General features: G+C 55.0%; 18 protein-coding genes. 9 read left to right on the top strand and 9 right to left on the bottom strand.

Annotated elements, in window-relative coordinates:
- Positions 1-72 precede the first annotated feature (72 nt).
- Positions 73-1,623, top strand: a complete 1,551-nt coding sequence (locus ABWV47_RS02760) for a trimethylamine methyltransferase family protein (RefSeq protein ID WP_353308314.1) — start codon at positions 73-75, stop codon at positions 1,621-1,623.
- Positions 1,624-1,632: 9 nt separating this feature from the next.
- Here ABWV47_RS02760 and ABWV47_RS02755 read toward each other — a convergent pair whose 3' ends face one another.
- On the bottom strand, positions 1,633-1,923 hold the full coding sequence (locus ABWV47_RS02755) for a DUF6477 family protein (RefSeq protein WP_502959678.1): 291 nt from the start codon (positions 1,921-1,923) through the stop codon (positions 1,633-1,635).
- A gap of 245 nt (positions 1,924-2,168) precedes the next feature.
- Between ABWV47_RS02755 and ABWV47_RS02750 the strand changes: the two genes are divergently transcribed.
- Positions 2,169-3,251 carry a DUF6456 domain-containing protein gene (locus ABWV47_RS02750; RefSeq protein WP_353308312.1) on the top strand — a complete coding sequence of 361 codons (1,083 nt, stop codon included), beginning with the start codon at positions 2,169-2,171 and terminating at the stop codon, positions 3,249-3,251.
- Positions 3,252-3,309: 58 nt separating this feature from the next.
- On the opposite strand, the gene ABWV47_RS02745 is transcribed toward ABWV47_RS02750, so the two are convergent.
- Positions 3,310-3,858, bottom strand: coding sequence for a peroxiredoxin (locus ABWV47_RS02745; protein ID WP_353308311.1), 549 nt, complete (start codon positions 3,856-3,858; stop codon positions 3,310-3,312).
- A 220-nt stretch (positions 3,859-4,078) separates the two neighbouring features.
- Between ABWV47_RS02745 and lipA the strand changes: the two genes are divergently transcribed.
- The gene (lipA, locus tag ABWV47_RS02740; protein ID WP_353308310.1) at positions 4,079-5,029 is read left to right on the top strand and encodes a lipoyl synthase; all 951 of its coding nucleotides are present in this window, start codon (positions 4,079-4,081) and stop codon (positions 5,027-5,029) included.
- Between the two features lie 78 nt (positions 5,030-5,107).
- Here the strand turns inward: lipA and ABWV47_RS02735 are convergent, their stop codons facing one another.
- The 3 genes from ABWV47_RS02735 to soxR form a co-directional block, all read right to left on the bottom strand.
- Entirely contained in the window at positions 5,108-6,643 is a 1,536-nt protein-coding gene (locus ABWV47_RS02735) for a trimethylamine methyltransferase family protein (RefSeq protein ID WP_353308309.1), read from the bottom strand.
- A 242-nt stretch (positions 6,644-6,885) separates the two neighbouring features.
- Positions 6,886-8,073, bottom strand: a complete 1,188-nt coding sequence (locus ABWV47_RS02730) for a pyridoxal phosphate-dependent aminotransferase (RefSeq protein WP_353308308.1) — start codon at positions 8,071-8,073, stop codon at positions 6,886-6,888.
- Positions 8,074-8,245: 172 nt separating this feature from the next.
- On the bottom strand, positions 8,246-8,725 hold the full coding sequence (soxR, locus tag ABWV47_RS02725) for a redox-sensitive transcriptional activator SoxR (RefSeq protein ID WP_353308307.1): 480 nt from the start codon (positions 8,723-8,725) through the stop codon (positions 8,246-8,248).
- A gap of 99 nt (positions 8,726-8,824) precedes the next feature.
- On the opposite strand from soxR, the gene ABWV47_RS02720 reads away from it, so the two are divergent.
- Together ABWV47_RS02720 and ABWV47_RS02715 are read left to right on the top strand one after the other, a co-directional pair.
- Positions 8,825-9,199: a VOC family protein gene (locus ABWV47_RS02720; protein WP_353308306.1), complete on the top strand. Its 375-nt coding sequence runs from the start codon at positions 8,825-8,827 to the stop codon at positions 9,197-9,199.
- Complete coding sequence (locus ABWV47_RS02715; RefSeq protein ID WP_353308305.1) at positions 9,192-10,139, top strand: DMT family transporter; 948 nt, start codon at positions 9,192-9,194, stop codon at positions 10,137-10,139. The genes ABWV47_RS02720 and ABWV47_RS02715 overlap by 8 nt, the downstream gene beginning before the upstream one ends.
- Before the next feature lie 3 nt (positions 10,140-10,142).
- Here the strand turns inward: ABWV47_RS02715 and ABWV47_RS02710 are convergent, their stop codons facing one another.
- Positions 10,143-10,487 carry an MmcQ/YjbR family DNA-binding protein gene (locus tag ABWV47_RS02710; protein WP_353308304.1) on the bottom strand — a complete coding sequence of 115 codons (345 nt, stop codon included), beginning with the start codon at positions 10,485-10,487 and terminating at the stop codon, positions 10,143-10,145.
- Between the two features lie 227 nt (positions 10,488-10,714).
- Here ABWV47_RS02710 and cysS point away from each other — a divergent pair, with 227 nt between their 5' ends.
- From cysS to ABWV47_RS02690, 4 genes are read left to right on the top strand one after another with little or no spacing between them, the layout of a single operon-like run.
- Complete coding sequence (gene cysS, locus ABWV47_RS02705; protein ID WP_353308303.1) at positions 10,715-12,079, top strand: cysteine--tRNA ligase; 1,365 nt, start codon at positions 10,715-10,717, stop codon at positions 12,077-12,079.
- Positions 12,076-13,707 carry a citramalate synthase gene (cimA, locus tag ABWV47_RS02700; protein ID WP_353308302.1) on the top strand — a complete coding sequence of 544 codons (1,632 nt, stop codon included), beginning with the start codon at positions 12,076-12,078 and terminating at the stop codon, positions 13,705-13,707. Before cysS ends, cimA begins: the two co-directional genes overlap by 4 nt.
- A complete protein-coding gene (locus ABWV47_RS02695) occupies positions 13,707-14,438 on the top strand; it encodes a class I SAM-dependent methyltransferase (RefSeq protein ID WP_353308301.1) in 732 nt (243 codons plus the stop codon). The genes cimA and ABWV47_RS02695 overlap by 1 nt, the downstream gene beginning before the upstream one ends.
- Complete coding sequence (locus ABWV47_RS02690; protein ID WP_353308300.1) at positions 14,435-15,208, top strand: squalene/phytoene synthase family protein; 774 nt, start codon at positions 14,435-14,437, stop codon at positions 15,206-15,208. The genes ABWV47_RS02695 and ABWV47_RS02690 overlap by 4 nt, the downstream gene beginning before the upstream one ends.
- 123 nt (positions 15,209-15,331) lie before the next feature.
- Here the strand turns inward: ABWV47_RS02690 and ABWV47_RS02685 are convergent, their stop codons facing one another.
- The 3 genes from ABWV47_RS02685 to ABWV47_RS02675 form a co-directional block, all read right to left on the bottom strand.
- Positions 15,332-16,546, bottom strand: a complete 1,215-nt coding sequence (locus ABWV47_RS02685) for an MFS transporter (protein WP_353308299.1) — start codon at positions 16,544-16,546, stop codon at positions 15,332-15,334.
- A 117-nt stretch (positions 16,547-16,663) separates the two neighbouring features.
- Positions 16,664-17,035 carry a ribbon-helix-helix domain-containing protein gene (locus ABWV47_RS02680; protein ID WP_353308298.1) on the bottom strand — a complete coding sequence of 124 codons (372 nt, stop codon included), beginning with the start codon at positions 17,033-17,035 and terminating at the stop codon, positions 16,664-16,666.
- Positions 17,036-17,052: 17 nt separating this feature from the next.
- Positions 17,053-17,367, bottom strand: a complete 315-nt coding sequence (locus ABWV47_RS02675) for a muconolactone Delta-isomerase family protein (protein WP_353308297.1) — start codon at positions 17,365-17,367, stop codon at positions 17,053-17,055.
- Between the last annotated feature and the right edge of the window lie 4 nt (positions 17,368-17,371).

The raw sequence follows: 17,371 nt of genomic DNA, 5'->3' as shown, positions 1-17,371 counted from the left end.
ATCTGCTGCGGCGAACGGTTCGGGCAGGGTACATCCATCTCAAGGAAACAATTCAGCCTATGAGGACGAGACATGGCAGAAGCAGCGACACGTCGACGTGGAAGAGGGGGCGGCGGAGCCGCGCGTCGCGCAGAACGCACCGGTGTAAAGATCGAGGCGGCGAAGTTTATCGAACGCAACATGCCGCTGCTCGAAGTGCTGAACGAGGAAGCGCTTGAGATCATCGAAGCCAATGCCGAGACCCTGCTTGAAGAGGTCGGTGTCAATTTTGTGAACAACAAACCCGCGCTTGATCTTTGGAAAGAGGCCGGCGCAGAAGTCGATTTCCAGGCCGAGCGCGTTCGTATTCCACGTGGTATGGCCCGTGAGCTTTGCAAGACCGCTCCGTCGCGGATTACACAACATGCACGCAACCCCGAACGTACCGTTGAGATCGGCGGCAACACGTTGGTCTGTGCGCCCGTCTATGGACCGCCGTTTGTCCGAGATGCTCAGGGTGGGCGTCGCTATGCCACCATGGCGGATTTTGAGAAATTCGTAAAACTGGGTTATATGTCCAAATGGCTACACCACAGCGGTGGCACCGTGTGTGAACCCACCGATGTGGCCGTGAACAAACGTCACCTCGATATGCTTTTGGCCCACATGACTCTGTCGGACAAACCCTTCATGGGCTCCGTGACAGAGCCGAGCCGCGCGCAGGACAGTGTCGAGATGTGTGAAATCCTTTTTGGCAAGGATTTTGTGCAGGAAAACACAGTGATGACGTCGCTGATCAACATCAACTCGCCAATGACGTTTGACGATGTGATGATGGGTGCGTTGGAAGTTTACGCCAAGAACAACCAAGCCTGCATCGTTTCGCCCTTTATTGTTGGCGGCGCGATGGCACCAGTGAGTGTTGTTGGTACTCTGACGCAAGTGTTGGCCGAAGTGATGGCTGGTATCGCCTACAGTCAGTTGGTGCGCAAAGGCGCGCCGGTGATCTTTGGGGCATTTGTGACGTCGATCGACATGAACTCTGGCGCGCCAACTTTTGGCACGCCTGAAGCAAGCCAGATCCTTTCCGGCGCGGGCCAACTTGCGCGCCGTCTTGGGTTGCCGTTCCGCTCCGGTGGGGGGCTCTGCGGCTCAAAGCTTCCAGATGCGCAGGCAGCATATGAAACTGCACATACACATAATGCTGCGCTAACGGGTGGCGTGAACTTTATGTTGCACAGCTGCGGCTGGCTGGAAGGTGGGTTGGTTTCCAGCTTTGAGAAGTTTGTGATGGATGCCGATCAGCTTGGTGTGTTGCATAAGATGGCTGCGGGTGTGGCTTACGATGAGAATGCCCAAGCCATGGATGCGGTGCGTGAAGTTGGTCCCGGAGGTCACTACCTTGGCTGCGAACATACGCAGGCCAACTTCAAAGACGCATTTTGGCGCTCAGAGCTGCTGGACTACAAGCCGTTTGAAACCTGGGCAGATGAAGGCTCTCGTGACACGCAGGCGTTGGCGTCTGCGCGTGTTGAAACCTTGCTTGACGCTTATCAGCAACCAGCACTTGATCCCGAGATTGAGAAGGCGTTGCGAGCCTATGTGGCGGAAAAAAAGGCCTCCATGCCAGACTCCTTTGTCTAAACTGTAACTTTAGTTTCGACGCGTGGCCCGCAACAAGTGGGCCTCGCTCATCATGGCGATCAGGAGATCGACATGAGACACGATTGAGTACGATGCCAACCCCTGTCGGCGATGACGATCCAACTCTGTTTCCATGTCCATTAGCTTGACCAAGGCTGCGCCATGGCGAGGTAGTTTGCCACGGCCAATGATCCGCTTAAGATGCTGATCTCGAACGTAATCTTCCATTCCGACGCGTGCGGCTCGGATCAGTAGGCGTGGGCGGCGTAATTCACTCATTCGCGCGAGTACATCCTGCATAGAATCAACCTTTCTCCAATGACGTAGACCACCAGAGCACAGCTGCTTCAGGTGTTGCGTGTGATCGGTTTCTGCGTACGCAAGTGCATGGTGCTGTTCACTATTTTGAACCAATCCTTGCTGTGCGGTTGAATTGTTTCAGTCGCTACACAGCCGATTTTGGCTGTGCAAAACTCTCTGGATAACCCTGTGGATAAGCAGGGAAGATGGTTTGTTGAAGATAGTTCAGTAAGGAGTGACGTGATATGCCGACAAATACAGCCCCTCAAAGTTTGCCTAAGTGGCTTCCCAGCAGCGTTGAACGGTATGTCGCCCACACAGAGCAAGGCGTGTCCATTCGAGAACTGGCCCGGCGAGATGGCTGTCACGCCTCCACGGTTTTGCGCCAAATCCGCAAACTCGAAATGATGCGCGACGATCCTTTGGTAGACGCGGCTTTGAACCGATTTCGCGCCAAGACACGCAAGTCCAGCGCGGCGCCGCTGTTGGCGGCGGATGACAGCAACACTGAGATGCCTAAAGAGGAGGTGTTGCGTGCAGAGGGACTGCGAATACTGAACCGGCTGTGTGAAACAGGTGCGGTTCTGGCTGTTGCAAGTGATATGGAGAATGCCGTCGTGGTGCGGGACGGGGGCACGCGCACAGGTGTTGTTTCGCGCCAAATCGCCCAAGCCATGGCGTTGAAAGATTGGATCAGCTGCGCGCAGCCGGGCCGCATTTCACGTTATGTGATTACGCCTGCTGGGCGGGCTGCACTAAGCAAGATGACGGCTGCATCGGAGAATTGCGCACTTGGTTTTGCGGAGGCACAGGCCCGGTTTGGCAACCCAAACGAGGTGATTGGTCAACGGCCGCGACGGCATCGGGCGGGTCCGGGTCAGGTGCGTTTCAACATGGCTGAAAGTCCGCTCACTGGATTGTCTCGCCGACGTGATAAAGATGGCGAGCGGTTTTTGAGTGAGGCGATGGTTGGGGCAGGGGAGCGGTTGCGCGAGGACTTTGAACTGGCGCAGATGGGCCCGGGGGACAGCCCGGGTTGGGAGGCATTTTTGCGTGGCCCCTGCGATGGCCAATATCAGCCTGATCCCAATGTAGGACGCGGCCCGGCTTCAGCTCGCCAACGTGTGGTGGACGCATTGTTAGATTTGGGGCCTGGCCTGTGCGACGTGGCGTTGCGATGTTGTTGTTATCTTGAGGGGCTCGAAACTGCGGAGCGGCGGCTTGGCTGGTCGGCGCGTTCTGGGAAAATTGTACTGAGGATCGCGTTGATACGACTGCGAGATCACTATCAGGAAAACGCGGGTGGAGCTGGCGACTATATTGGCTAACCGCAAAGAAAAAGGCCCGCACAAATTGCGGGCCTTCCGGAAAATCGGGTTCAGAGTTTTAGGCCGCAGTTTCGACGTTGGCGGCATGCAGGTATTTCAGCAGGTTCTCTGGGGCGCTTTCGCCATATGGGTCTTCACCATGGTTGTCTTCAAGGCCGGGTTCTTCAAACCATGCTTCAACGACACCATCATTGATGATGGCGGCGTAGCGCCAGGAGCGCAGGCCAAATCCGAGGTTGTCTTTGCGAACAAGCATGCCAACTTTGCGGGTGAATTCGCCGGATCCATCGGGGATCACGTCCACGTTTTTAACGCCCTGTGCTTCGGCCCATTTGTTCATAACAAAGCTGTCGTTGACTGACATGCAGTAAATGCTGTCCACACCAAGATCTTGAAATTTATCGAAGTTATCTTCGAAGCCCGGCAACTGGTAGGTTGAGCAGGTCGGGGTGAAAGCGCCGGGTAGCGAGAACAAAATGACGCGCTTGCCTTTGAAATAGTCGTTGCTGGTCATGTCTTGCCAGCGGAATGGGTTCGGGCCGCCTATGGCCTCGTCGCGTACGCGTGTTTTGAAGACTACGTTAGGGACTTTTACGCCAACTTGCATTGATGCTTTCCTCGGTCAGATTTTTGCTGAGATTGACCTATAATGATTCTAAATTTGGACGCAATGCTGCATTTGCGAAATATTTTTCTGCACTGCAAAAGGCACGAGATTTGGGCAATTTTGGGCGTCCAGTGCATAACTGGTTTGCATTTCTGGTAGTGGCCAGAGCGATCACCTATGTTACACACCACAAACCGTAATTGGTCGGGAGGACCCTAAGTTGCGTGATCTGAAGCTGCCAGAGCAGCGCCATCCTGAGAAGGCGCACCGCAAAGACAACGCTCAGCCAAAAAAGCCCAAGTGGATTCGCGTGAAGGCTCCAACCGGAGAAGGTTATAACACCACCAAAAAGATCATGCGTGAAAACAAATTGGTCACGGTGTGCGAAGAGGCCGGGTGCCCCAATGCCGGCGAATGCTGGAGCCAAGGTCACGCAACCATGATGATCATGGGCGACATCTGTACGCGTGGCTGTACCTTTTGCAACATTGCGACCGGTAAACCAAACGCACTTGATGTGTTTGAGCCGGGCCGTGTCGCGGATGCAGTTCAGAAATTGGGATTGAACCACGTGGTGATCACCTCGGTGGATCGCGACGATTTGGAGGATGGCGGGGCGGAGCATTTCGCGCAGACCATTCGTGCGGTGCGTCATCGCTCGCCCAAAACCACAATTGAAATTCTCACACCTGATTTTTTGAAATGTGCGCCTGAGGTTTTGGAAACAGTTGTTGAGGCCAAACCGGATGTGTTTAACCACAATCTAGAAACCGTGCCGGGGCTTTACCCTGAGGTGCGTCCGGGTGCGCGATACTTCCACTCTTTGCGCCTGCTCCAGAGAGTCAAAGAGCTTGATGCGTCGATTTTCACCAAATCCGGCATTATGGCGGGACTGGGCGAAGACAAACAATCTGTTCATCAGGTGATGGACGATATGCGCGCCGCAGACATTGATTTTCTCACAATCGGCCAATACCTACAGCCGACGCCCAAGCACCATGGCATCGACCGATTTGTGACGCCTGAAGAGTTTGGGAGCTACGAGAAGGCTGCATATGGCAAAGGTTTCCTGATGGTTTCAGCGACACCACTTACGCGCTCATCATATCATGCTGGAGATGATTTTGCCCGTCTTCGCGATGCACGAGAAGCGCAGCTGGCAAAGGGGTGATATCGGGATCGACCCCGATACCCGTACTTTCGGACTGATAATTAGGGCGCCCATTTGTTTGGAGCGCCCTTTTTCTTTTCAGGCCAGATGGATAGTGAAGCGATCCCTGATTGCTTTGTCCAGAATGGGATCAAAGCGCGCGGGGGGAGTGGTGGCCAAAATGCCTTCTTTGTGCGCTTTCGCCTTGGCGACCAAGTCAGGTTTGCCGATTTCAGCCCATTCCTTTGGTGACGTGCGATCGCCCATACTCGGATAGACGTGATCTTTCTGCATCCGGCTGAGCGTGGCCTCAGTGCCAAGGTAGTGCCCAGGACCGCCTAAACACACGTCTCGGATTTGCTCCAGCGCGAGCGTTTCTTCGTCGACCTCGATCCCACGTACGCAGCGCAGAGCTTGACCTATCAGATCGTTGCCCAGAATCAGGCTTTCATGACAGAACCCCAGAAGAGAGGCATGCATGCCCGCTGCCTCGTAGACCATGTTCAAACCTGAAAGCCCCGCCATAACGTTGGAACACATCTGCTCCCATCCGGCCTGCATATTTGGCAGCTTGGCATCGCTTGCACCCGCGGCTGCGCCGCCGGGCAGTCCGTAGAATTTGTGCATTTGTGCGCATCCGGCGCTCAAAAGCGCCTGTTCCCCGGAGCCTACTGTCATGGCCCCCGTGCGCAGGTCGAGACCAAATGGCCAGGTGCCAAAAATCGCCGGATGGCCGGGCTTGAGGGCGTTTACATAAACGATGCCCGCAAGGCATTCAGCGGTGGCTTGAACAATGGCGCCAGCGATTGTGGACGGGGCGGTTGCGCCTGCCATCCCCGCTGAGAGCAACAGCACAGGCATGCCTCCACGGATGCATGCCTCCATAACTTCGCAGCTTTCGGTTGCGAACTTCATTGGTGGCACCACAAAACAGTTGGAGTTGCTGACAAAAGGGCGTGCGCGCCAAGCGTCTTCGCTTCCAGCGATCATGTGCAGCATGTTCAAAGCATCCGCAACGTAGTCGGGATCAGTGAAATTGGTGCCAACATGTTTGGTTGTTCCAGCGCAGCAAGCATAGATCGTGTTGATATCAAGTTCACGATTGTCGGTGACATCGCGGGCAACCATTGGGCGTTGCAGAAAGTGGATATTGTCCAATTGGTCGGCAATTCGAGCGGCATCAAACAGGTCTTGTAAGGTGCTGTCGCGGTAGTCTTGTGTGTCGGGATCCACCATATGCACAGCCGCGCCCGCAGTGCCAAAATGCACGCGATTGCCGGACAGATGAAGATCGTGTTTGGCGTCGCGCCCGTTCAAGGTTATGTCTTTGCAAGCCTTGGTGAGCATATCTTCGACAAGCGCACGAGGAAATCTAAGCCGGCCGTCATCCCCCAAAAAAGCGCCTGCGCCGGTCATGATCTCAATTCCGCTTTGGGGTGCGTCAGCCAACCCAATCTCCTCAAGTGCGGTGAGGGCTGTTTCGTGGATGCGCTGGATGTCGTGATCTGACAGAGGCTTGTATTGCCCTCCGCTCATACCTGCGCGAATGGGACGAATTTCATTGGAAAGAGGGGCTGCGCGCGCGGCACGGCGGGCAGTGCGTCCGCCGGATCGGCGGGAAGATTGAACGTTCATGTTTGTGTAAGGCCTTGTAAGTTAAGCGGAAAGAAAAATATCAGCTTAACTGTCAGGGCGGCCTCGTGCAGCGCGCCCGCGGGACGCCCCGATGGTCCGGTCCACAAGTTTTATTTTGCAGCGGATGCCTTGCATGGTCTCTCCCTTGCGGGACAGTCTGCGATTCTCTTCACAGGGCGTCATGCCCATTTGCGACACATGTCGCATTTGAGGCATGACGCGCTTGGCGACAATTGATCACATCAGGCTGCGTTTTGATTGGCGAGATGTTCCGCGTAACCAACCAGCGTTTTGAGCGCGGATTGGAATTTCATATCGTCTACTGTCATTGCCACCCGGATGTGGCCAACCGCCGATTGACCAAAACTTTCACCGGGCATCGTAGCAATATGGTGCGTGTCTAGCAGAGAGTTTGCGAAGTCTTCGCCCGATAGGCCGGTGGCACGAATATCCAACATTATATACATTGCGCCTTGCGCAGGGATCAGCCCAATGGTGTTTTGATCCGCCAAGATGTCTTTGGCCAAGGCGCGCCGCCGCAAAAATGGTGCCGCGATCTCTGCTTCAAGCGCGTCGCCTTGATTCAACGCAAAAACCGCTGCGTCTTGCACAAAACCTGGCACGCCATAAGTTGTGTGTGTCGCAAGGTTGATAAGATGTGTGATCACCTCTTTTGGTGCCGCGATCCAGCCTATACGGCTGCCTGTCATGGCATGAGATTTGGACATCGAACCAACTACCAAGGTACGATCGGCCATGCCGGGAAGCGCGCGCGGGCTCAGGTGCGCACCGTCCCAGATTTGAGTGTCATAGACTTCATCGGAGATGAGCCAGAGGTCGTGCTCTTTACAAACCTGTGCGACCCCTTCGAGCGTGTCGCGCCCATACACTGTACCAGTGGGATTGTTTGGGGTGTTTATCAACAGAGACGCTGCGCCTTTGGTGGCTTGTTCTGAGATGTCTTCAGGGCGTGGCTGAAAAGCGTTTGAGGCATGCGTCTGTATTGCGACAGGTTCAGCCCCAACGGCGCGAATTGTGCCGGGGTAGGTGGCATAATATGGATCAATGTACAGAGCACGCTCGCCTTCCGAACATACCGCCAAATGCGCAGCAAAAAGTGCAGCCTGTCCGCCGGGGGTGATCAGGATGTTTTCGAAAGTCGTCTGAACGCCGGTGCGTTCGGTTATACGTTGCGCGACTGCCAACCGCATGTCGTGGGTGCCTGGGACCATTGCATAGCCGGTGTGTCCGCCTTGTGCGGATTTATCCATAGCGGCCAAAATCGTGGGATCGGTTCGAATGTCGTGCTCACCAATTGTAAGCTCGGTCACGTCGATGCCATCCGCGATCATTTTTCGGGCTTTGTAGAATACATCCCAGCCGTCTGATCCGCCGCCGGTGATGTTGGTGATGCGCTGTGATAGCTGCATAGGCTGCACTCCCTGTTTTGTGTTTGGACCGTGGTGGCAGAGGGCCTTTGAGATTGTCAAATTCAAAACCGTGATGGGAGATATGACAGGTTGTGTTGCGGGGGCTTTGCCTCCAACTGAACCTCACATTTTCTCCGGTCACCTACGGCCAATTGGCGCCAGTTTGGGACTCTCACAGGTCGGTTGGAGTGTCGCCCAGTAAATACCGCGGTCCGGGGCCGCGGGAACGCGCGCGGTCATCCGGATTATAGAGTTTGCAATTGGACAAGCTGAGGCAACCGCACCCAATGCAACCATCTAGCTGGTTGCGCAGTTTTGTCATTTGCAAAATGCGCTGATCAAGCGTTTCGCGGAAGATCTCAGAGATCGCTTGCCAGTCTGATTTTGTTGGAGTGCGGTTTTCCGGCAACCTTGAAAGCGCTGCGCGGATTTCGGCAATAGAGAAACCCAGTGATTGTGAAATCATCACAAACGACAAACGTCGGATGTCCGCGCGTTCAAATCGACGCTGGCCGGTATCAGTGCGGTGCGGGTGTACGATACCTTCTTCTTCGTAATAGCGGATCGCAGAGGGTGCAAGGCCAGTGCGTTCAGAGATTTGACCAATGGTCAAACCAGTGGGGCGGAGCCGGATTCTTTTTTTCGATTTCATCATACTATTGAAAGCAAACCATAAAAAGTTGTTGACCTCAAGTTAACTTGAAGAATTACCTTGTGTCTACCAAGAAATTCAATGGAAGGAAGTTGAGCTATGAAACTTGAGCATGTGAATCTGACTGTGCGCGATCCGAAGTCCACGGCGGCCATGTTGTGTGACCTGTTTGATTGGCAGGTGAGATGGGAAGGCGACTCGATCCACGGCGGACATAGCGTCCACGTCGGCGAGACAGAAAGTTACCTGGCGCTTTACGCGCCGCCGGTCGACATTCAGAATGCGGAACCCAGCTACTACCGTGCCGGTGGGCTGAACCATATCGGAATCGTTGTCACCGATCTGGACAGGATCGAAGAGCGAGTGAAGGCCGCTGGTTTTGTCCCCAAAAGCCACGCCGACTATGAGCCTGGGAAGCGGTTTTACTTCGATGGACCTGATGACATCGAATATGAGGTGATCAGCTATGCCTAAGGTATCTTCTGTGGGCCCGGTGGGGCTGTTGATTTGGTGCGGTGCACTTCTGGGCATTGGTTTTCCTTTGAGCAAGATATCAGCGGCGGCGGGTGTGTCGCCCTTGATTTGGGCGCTCTTGGTGTCGATGGGGGCGAGCTTAAGTCTGTTTCCGGTTCTTGCTCTGCGCGGCCATCTGAAGCTGCCACGCGGGCAAATGCTGCGCTATGTGGTGATCTCGGGGTTGGCGAGTTTTGCGGGCATCAACTTGCTTATATTTGGGCTGGTGCCGAAGCTGGGTGCGGGACAGGTGGGCATGATGTTTGCACTCTCACCGGTGGCTACTTTGGCGCTCTCTGCGGTTTTCGGGTTGAAAACGCCGTCGCGCATGGGGCTTTGGGGTATTGGCTTTGGACTGGTTGGCGCCTTGATGGTGGCCTTTGGTCGGGGTGGCTTAGATGGGACAATGTTGTGGTCGTTGGTGGGATTGACCATCCCGTTGATTTTGGCGGGCGGCAATGTGTATCGGACACTCGACTGGCCTGAGAATGCACATCCGATTGCCTTGGCTTTCTGGAGCCATGGTGTGGCGATTGTGGCTCTGCTTGGCGTGTTGATAGCGCGCGGTGATGGTGTGGCTTTGCAAGATGTCGCCGTGGTGCCTTGGGCCGCAGCGGTGCAATTGGTGGCGGCAGCTCTGACCTTTCCGGCCTACTTCAGGCTGCAAAAGTTGGGCGGACCTGTGCTCTTGAGCCAGATTGGTTATGTCGCGGCGGCTGTTGGACTTGTGATTGGCGTTGCCTTGCTTGGAGAGCGGTATGGACCTGTGAGTTGGATCGGTGCAGCGATTACGGCATTGGGTATCGTGCTAACCGTCCTAGCGCAGAGCGGCGTGAAGCTGACGTTTCCGTTGCCATTGGGACGTCGAACGCGGGCCAAATTACTCAATGATGGCTGTTGAACCCTAATTGCGCGGCGGCATTTTGGCTTGAAGTTTTTTTGTCAGTCCGGCGCGCACGATATCGTAAGACACCCCCAGACGGTGGCGGAGTTCTTCTTCGTCACCGTCAAGTGGCAGGTGGATCCAGCTGCGATGAAAATAAGGTGCTTTGACGCCGATGCCAGCATCTATCAACATCTGTGCGGTCTCAACACTGTCGGTTTTCACAGAAACGCCTGTGTTGGCGGTCCCAATACAGGCAAACATTTTACCGCCAACCTTCCAAGCGTCATGTCCCCCGCCGAACGGATCGGAAAGCTGGGCGCCAGGAAATTTGGCACAAATCGTATTGATGGTCTCGCGGCTCATGTCGGTACTTTGAGGAGCCGAAAGTGTATGGTCAATGGCTCAATCACGGGCTTGACCACTTTCGCCGCGCCACATAGGGTCTCCGTCATGAACACTGCGCGCACCATTATTATTTGCTGCTGCATTCCCTGCTGACATCGTCAGGCGGGCCGTTCTTCTATTTCAAACATGTTTGAGAGTTGGTAAGCCCGCCGCGGACCACCCGTGTGCCGAGGAGCCACTTTGCTATGACTGAGATCAAACTGCACAACACGCTGAAACGCCGCAAAGAGGTGTTTACGCCAATCGACCCAAATAATGTGCGGATGTATGTCTGTGGGCCGACGGTGTATGATCGCGCCCATATTGGCAATGCGCGGCCTGTGGTGGTTTTTGATGTGCTCTATCGCCTGCTGCGTGAAGTTTATGGCGCAGATCACGTGACCTATGTGCGAAACTTCACCGACGTGGATGACAAGATCAATGCACGCGCGGCGGAAAGCGGTCGGGCAATTGGGGAGATCACTGCGGAGACAACCCAATGGTATCTGGATGATATGGGGGCGCTTGGCGCGATGGAACCCAACCATATGCCGCGTGCGACACAGTATATCGCCGAGATGATCACCATGATCGAAAAGCTTATTGCGGATGGGTTTGCCTATGCCCATGACGGGCATGTACTTTTTCGGGTGCGCAAATATGACGACTACGGCAAGCTGTCAGGCCGGTCGGTGGACGACATGATCGCAGGCGCGCGGGTTGAGGTTGCATCTTACAAAGAAGATCCGATGGATTTTGTACTTTGGAAACCTTCAGATGATGCAACGCCGGGCTGGGAGAGCCCTTGGGGCCGTGGGCGCCCGGGTTGGCACATCGAGTGTTCCGCGATGAGCTTTGAATTGCTGGGCGCGTCGTTTGATATTCACGGTGGCGGCAATGATTTGATGTTCCCACACCATGAGAACGAGATCGCGCAAAGCTGTTGCGCCAATGGCGGCCAGAGCATGGCGAACTACTGGCTGCACAACGAAATGTTGCAGGTGGAAGGTAAGAAGATGTCCAAGTCTTTGGGCAATTTCTTCACCGTGCGTGATTTGCTGGATCAAGGAACTCCCGGCGAGGTGATCCGCTTTGTGTTCTTAAGCACCCACTATGGCAAGCCGATGGATTGGACTGCCAAAAAAGCAGGTGAAGCTGAGGCGACGTTGCGCAAGTGGCGAACGTTGACCGAGGGCTTTGAGCCCTCGCTCAACGTGCCCGCAGAGGTGTTGAAATGTGTGGCAGATGATCTAAACACGGCGGGCGCCATATCGGTGTTGCACGGGCTTGCCAGTGCGGGCGATGCCGCTGGACTGCTTGCAGGCGCGCAGATGTTGGGCCTTTTGAGCAACGCCCTTGGTGATTGGGCGCAGGGGGCCGATCTTGACGCCTATAGGGCACTGTTGGCTGGCGCACGCGAGGCGGCTATGGCGAGCAAAGACTTCTCTGAAGTGGACCGGATCAAGGGCGCCTTGGTGGACGCAGGCGTCGAAGTGCGTATGAGCAAGGCGGGCGTTGAACTCTTACCAGCGGCGGGCTTTGACGCTGGGAAGCTGGAGGGGTTGTTGTGAGTAAAGAGCGCCTCTACCTTTACGATACAACTTTGCGCGATGGTCAGCAGACGCAAGGTGTGCAGTTCGCGACCTCGGAAAAAGCGCAGATTGCGGCGGTGTTGGATCAGTTGGGCGTGGACTATATCGAAGGTGGCTGGCCGGGGGCCAACCCGACGGACAGCGAATTCTTCGAAGCCCAACCGAAACTGGCGGCGACGTTCACAGCTTTTGGCATGACCAAGCGGACGGGAATGTCGGCGGAGAACGATGACGTTCTGGCAGCTGTAATGAATGCGGGCACACCTGCGGTATGTCTGGTCGGCAAAACCCATGATTTTCATGTCACCACTGCGCTTGGCATCACCCTAGAAGAAAACGCGGAAAACGTTGCGAAATCTTTGGCCTACTTGGTGACGCAAGGGCGTGAAGCGCTGTTTGATGCTGAGCATTTCTTTGACGGGTATAAGGCCAATCCGGACTATGCGATCCAGACTGTAAAGGCGGCCTATGAGGCCGGTGCGCGATGGGTGGTGCTTTGTGACACCAACGGCGGCAGCTTGCCGCATGAGGTCTATGAGATCACCAAAGCGGTGATTGCTGCGGGTATTCCTGGCGATCATCTGGGCATCCACACGCATAATGACACTGAGCACGCTGTCGCCAACTCTCTGGCGGCGGTGGATGCTGGTGCGCGTCAGGTTCAAGGCACGCTGAACGGCTTGGGTGAACGCTGTGGCAATGCCAATTTGACGACGCTGATCCCGACGCTGTTGTTGAAAGAACCTTATGCGAGCACTTACGAGATTGGCGTGAGCCATACCGCGCTTGAGGGACTGACACGGGCAAGTCGAATGTTGGATGACATTCTCAATCGTGTGCCGATGAGGCAAGCCGCTTTTGTGGGGGCAAGCGCGTTTGCACATAAAGCCGGATTGCATGCCAGTGCAATTTTAAAAGACCCGAGCACATATGAGCACATTGATCCAAGCGTAGTGGGCAACGAGCGGATCATCCCAATGTCTAATCAGGCAGGGCAAAGCAATCTTCGCAAAAGGTTGGCGGATGCAGGACTGGACACCGAGAAAGGCGCGCCAGCTCTGGGGGAAATCCTGTCGCGTATCAAAGAGGCTGAAGCCAAAGGTTATTCGTACGATACGGCCCAAGCCAGCTTTGAGCTTCTGGCACGGGATGCATTGGGGCTCAGCGAAACGTATTTTGATGTTGAACGCTACCGGGTGATCTCGGAGCGGCGGCGCAATGCACGTGGAGCCACGGTTGTGGAAAGTGAAGCCGTGGTCACGGTTCAATTGCCCAACGGTCATAAGACTACTAGCTATTTCAAAAATGATCACACCGATGAGATGAGCGATGAGGGGCCCGTCAACGCGTTGTGGCAAGCGCTAAAGTCTGATCTTGGCCCTTATCAAAGTGTCATAGAGGACGTGCGGCTTGTGGATTTTAAGGTGCGGATCACCAATGGCGGTACCGAAGCTGTGACCCGCGTGATCATAGATTTTGAGGACGATCACGGTCGTCGTTGGGCCACAGTGGGCGTGTCTGCAAACATAGTGGACGCAAGCTTTGAAGCTTTGCTTGATGCGCTGAACTGGAAGCTAGTACATGACGGAGCCAAAGTGGCACTCTGATGGATAAAGAAAACTTCTTTATTGTACACAAAGACTTGCCGAGAGAAGGACCTGGCAGTCCGGAAGAGGTGGCTTGGGCTTTGGAACTTGCCGCTGTTGGAGAAGACGCAGTGATCTGTGATGCCGGTTCGGGTCCGGGAGGCGACAGCTTCGAGTTGCTAAGAGCTCCCGGCGCGCTGGTGGTCGCCGTTGACACACGTGATGCATTTGTGGCTCAGGCCAATGCCCGCTTTGCTCATGAGGGGCGGTTTCGTGCAGAATGCCGCAGCATGGAAGATGTGGCAGGATTGGCTGAAGCGCCGTTTGATTTCATCTGGTGCGCAGGTGCGCTCTACTTCCTGAGTATCCCAAGCGGACTTGGCGCCTTTTCCAAAGCATTGGTGCCAAATGGCGTCGTGGCTTTTTCCGAGCCTTGCTATTTCACTGACACACCAAGTGAAATGGCGCAGGCCTTTTGGGAGGGCTACAATACACAGAGATCTGACGCCATTCTCAAAGATGTTGAGGCGCAAGGTTTTGAAGTTATAGCGCATCGCAAAGTATCTGATGCTGGCTGGGAAGCGTATTATCAGTCCATGGAAATGCGGATTGCGACGCTGAGGGACGAAGCGGGTGCCGCGCTGACCAAGATGCTGGATTTATGTGCCGCGGAAGCGGCCAGTTGGCGTGAGGTGCGGTCTGAGACTGGATACTTACTGATTGTCGCGCGCAGACGAGGAGACTTTGGGTGAGTGATGAGGACCTAAAGGCTTGTGCTGGGACCGTAAAAAACGGCGATCCGGATCGGTTTGCCGCAACTATGGCTGCGCATCCTGACGCACGCGACGTCTTGTTCCCGCTCTATGCGTTCAATGTTGAGGTCTCTCGAGCGCCTTGGGTTACGCAGGAAACCATGATCGCAGAGATGCGGCTGCAATGGTGGCGTGACGCGCTGGAGGAAATCAGATCGGGAGAGGGCGTGCGCCGCCATGAAGTTGTGACCCCGCTAGCAGCAATACTTGATGCCAACGCCACTGAGGTGCTGGATACGCTGATAGAAGCGCGGCGCTGGGATATCTACAAAGACCCATTTGAGGATCAGCAGCACCTGGAACGGTATCTGGCGGAGACCGCCGGTGGGTTGATGTTGGTTGGCGCGCACGCGTTGGGACAGTGTGCAGAGGGCGTGGCACGAGATGTGGGCTATGCTTTGGGTGTAGCCAATTGGCTTATGGCGATTCCGGCGTTGGAAGACGCCAACCGGGTGCCTTTGGTGAATGGGCGCCCTGAGGCGGTGGCTGAATTTGCTCAGGGTGCTTTGAGCCGCCTAGAGGCGGCACGACAGCGCCGAAAAGAGGTCGATCGGGCTGCTGGTCAGGCATTTTACGCCGCTTGGCAGGTAGAAATGGTGCTAAAACAAGCGATTGCGGACCCAAGGCGTGTATCAAATGGCGCATTGGGCAGCAGTGAGTTTGGCAAGCGGGTTGGATTGATGAGGCGCGCATTGATGGGGCGTTGGTAGTCGGGCGCAACTCGGCGGCCTTAAACAGAAGGGCAACCATGTTGACCCCGTTGCATCATGTAGCGCTTAGTCTAGGAAAACTTGACCAAACCGAAAAGCTTGAAGTGCAACACAACGAGCCAGTTAGACAGTTTCGTCCCTAGGACGCATCACCAACCAGATCAGTGCACCGCCTGCCAACATGAGGAAGGGTGCCATTGCCAAGTTCACACTGGTCCACCCTGTGACTGCATCGCCACCTGAGCAGTTCATCAAACCACCGGAAGCCAGCGAAGCCACGGTCACACCGCCAAAAACGATAAAATCGTTCATACCCTGCATGCGCCCACGTTCATGTGGTTCATGTGCGCCCGCCAACATTGTGGTTGCCCCGATGAAGCCAAAGTTCCAGCCAAGGCCAAGCAAGATGAGTGCGATGAAAAAGTTTTCCAACTCAACACCTTGCAGTGCAACAGCCCCAGCGCCGGCGAGTATGAGAATGCCAAGGGCAAGGATTTTCTCAACGCCGAACCGTGCGATCAAGTGGCCTGTGAAAAAGGACGGCGCAAACATCGCCAGCACATGGGCTGTGACTACATCTGCCGCGTCGTTTTGGTCAAATCCACATCCGACAACTGCCAAAGGTGTAGAGGTCATCACAAGGTTCATCAGCGCGTAAGACACCATGGCGCAGATCACCGCCACAGCGATGCGTGGCGTGGTGATCAACTCCCAGCGGCTGCGACCTTTGGGGGCGTCCTCCGCAGGAACTTCGGGTTTTGGAATATCGATGAAAAGGAACAGCAACGAGCCGATCACATTCAGAGCGATAACGCCAAAGTAGGTGCCCATGAAGGGCACAATCATGCTGTCTGCGGTGACTTTGACCAGTTGAGGACCAATGATGGCTGACAGAAGGCCGCCTGCCATTACGTAGGAAATCGCTTTGGGACGGAAATCATCGGAAGCGGTGTCAGCGGCTGCGAAGCGATAGAACCCCTGAGCAGACATGTAGATACCTGTCAGAAACGATCCAGCGAGGAAGATTGGGAAAGAGCTTAGGTACAGTCCATATGCGCCGATTGCGCCGCCAAGCGCGCCACCCAAGGCGCCAACCAAAAAGCCAACTCGGCGACCATATTTTTGCATGATCGTGGAGATTGGGTTCGCCGACAGCATGGACCCCAGAACGATGAGAGAAATGGGCAGAGTGGCAAAACACAGGTTGGATGCCAAAGACTGTCCTGCAAGGCCGCCAATGGTGAATATCATCGGCATCTGAGCGCCTAGAAACGCTTGGGCCAAAACCAGAATGAATACGGTGCGGCGGGCGCGGGTGTCGTCGACGAGTTGGGTCATACGCCAACGGTTAACCGGTTCACGAAGCAAGGTCCATAGGCACCGTACGGGCATCACAAACGATGGTGTTAAAGCGTTGTCGACGCTTGCGTCACGGTCTCTGCCAAGGCCGAAAGCTTATGTCATTCGTGACCTGCGTTGAGCACGGTCGCGTTTTTCAAGCGCGAGAATATCTCTTGCTGGCAGTGACGATAATGCCACATGAGCAGAATCGGGGACATACCCACTTTTTTGCAATTCCAAATAGCGCAAACAGCACACACGCAAGAACGACGTGAAGTTCCCGACGTCGTGACCCGCATCCAGACTTTCGTTGTAAAGACGGTGCAGCAACTGCGGCACTGTCAGGTCGTCGCGCGCTCCGATTGTTTCGAGAGTGCGCCAGAACAATTCCTCTAACCGGACACTTGTGACCATGCCATCCATCCGAAACGAGCGGGTGTGGGAGGCCCAAAGGGCAGGATCCGCGTCTATAAACAGCTCACACATGTGGGCATCCCTTTGTTTTATCGACCAAGACGTTCTTTTACGTCAGCAGCAAAGTCTTCATACCGGCGCAATGATTTAACGTCGACTTGCACATGGTGGCCCATTTTCTGCATGATCGGAAGGTCAAACAGGATCCGATCCAGATCGTCAGGTGTCTCGCACTCAACAATGGCGAGCACTTTGCGCTCTCCAACCACTTTCCAAAGATCCTTTACAACGCCTGCGGATTTTGCACCAAGTGCGGCCTCAGCCTCCTCTGCCCAAACGCCCAAAAGGCCTTGTTGTTCCATTGTGGAATCGTATTCCACAGTAAAATCCAAACGATAAAGCATATGT

Source organism: Shimia sp. NS0008-38b (genome assembly GCF_040370365.1).
Taxonomy (GTDB): domain Bacteria; phylum Pseudomonadota; class Alphaproteobacteria; order Rhodobacterales; family Rhodobacteraceae; genus Shimia.
This window is presented reverse-complemented; position numbering and strand designations above follow the sequence as displayed.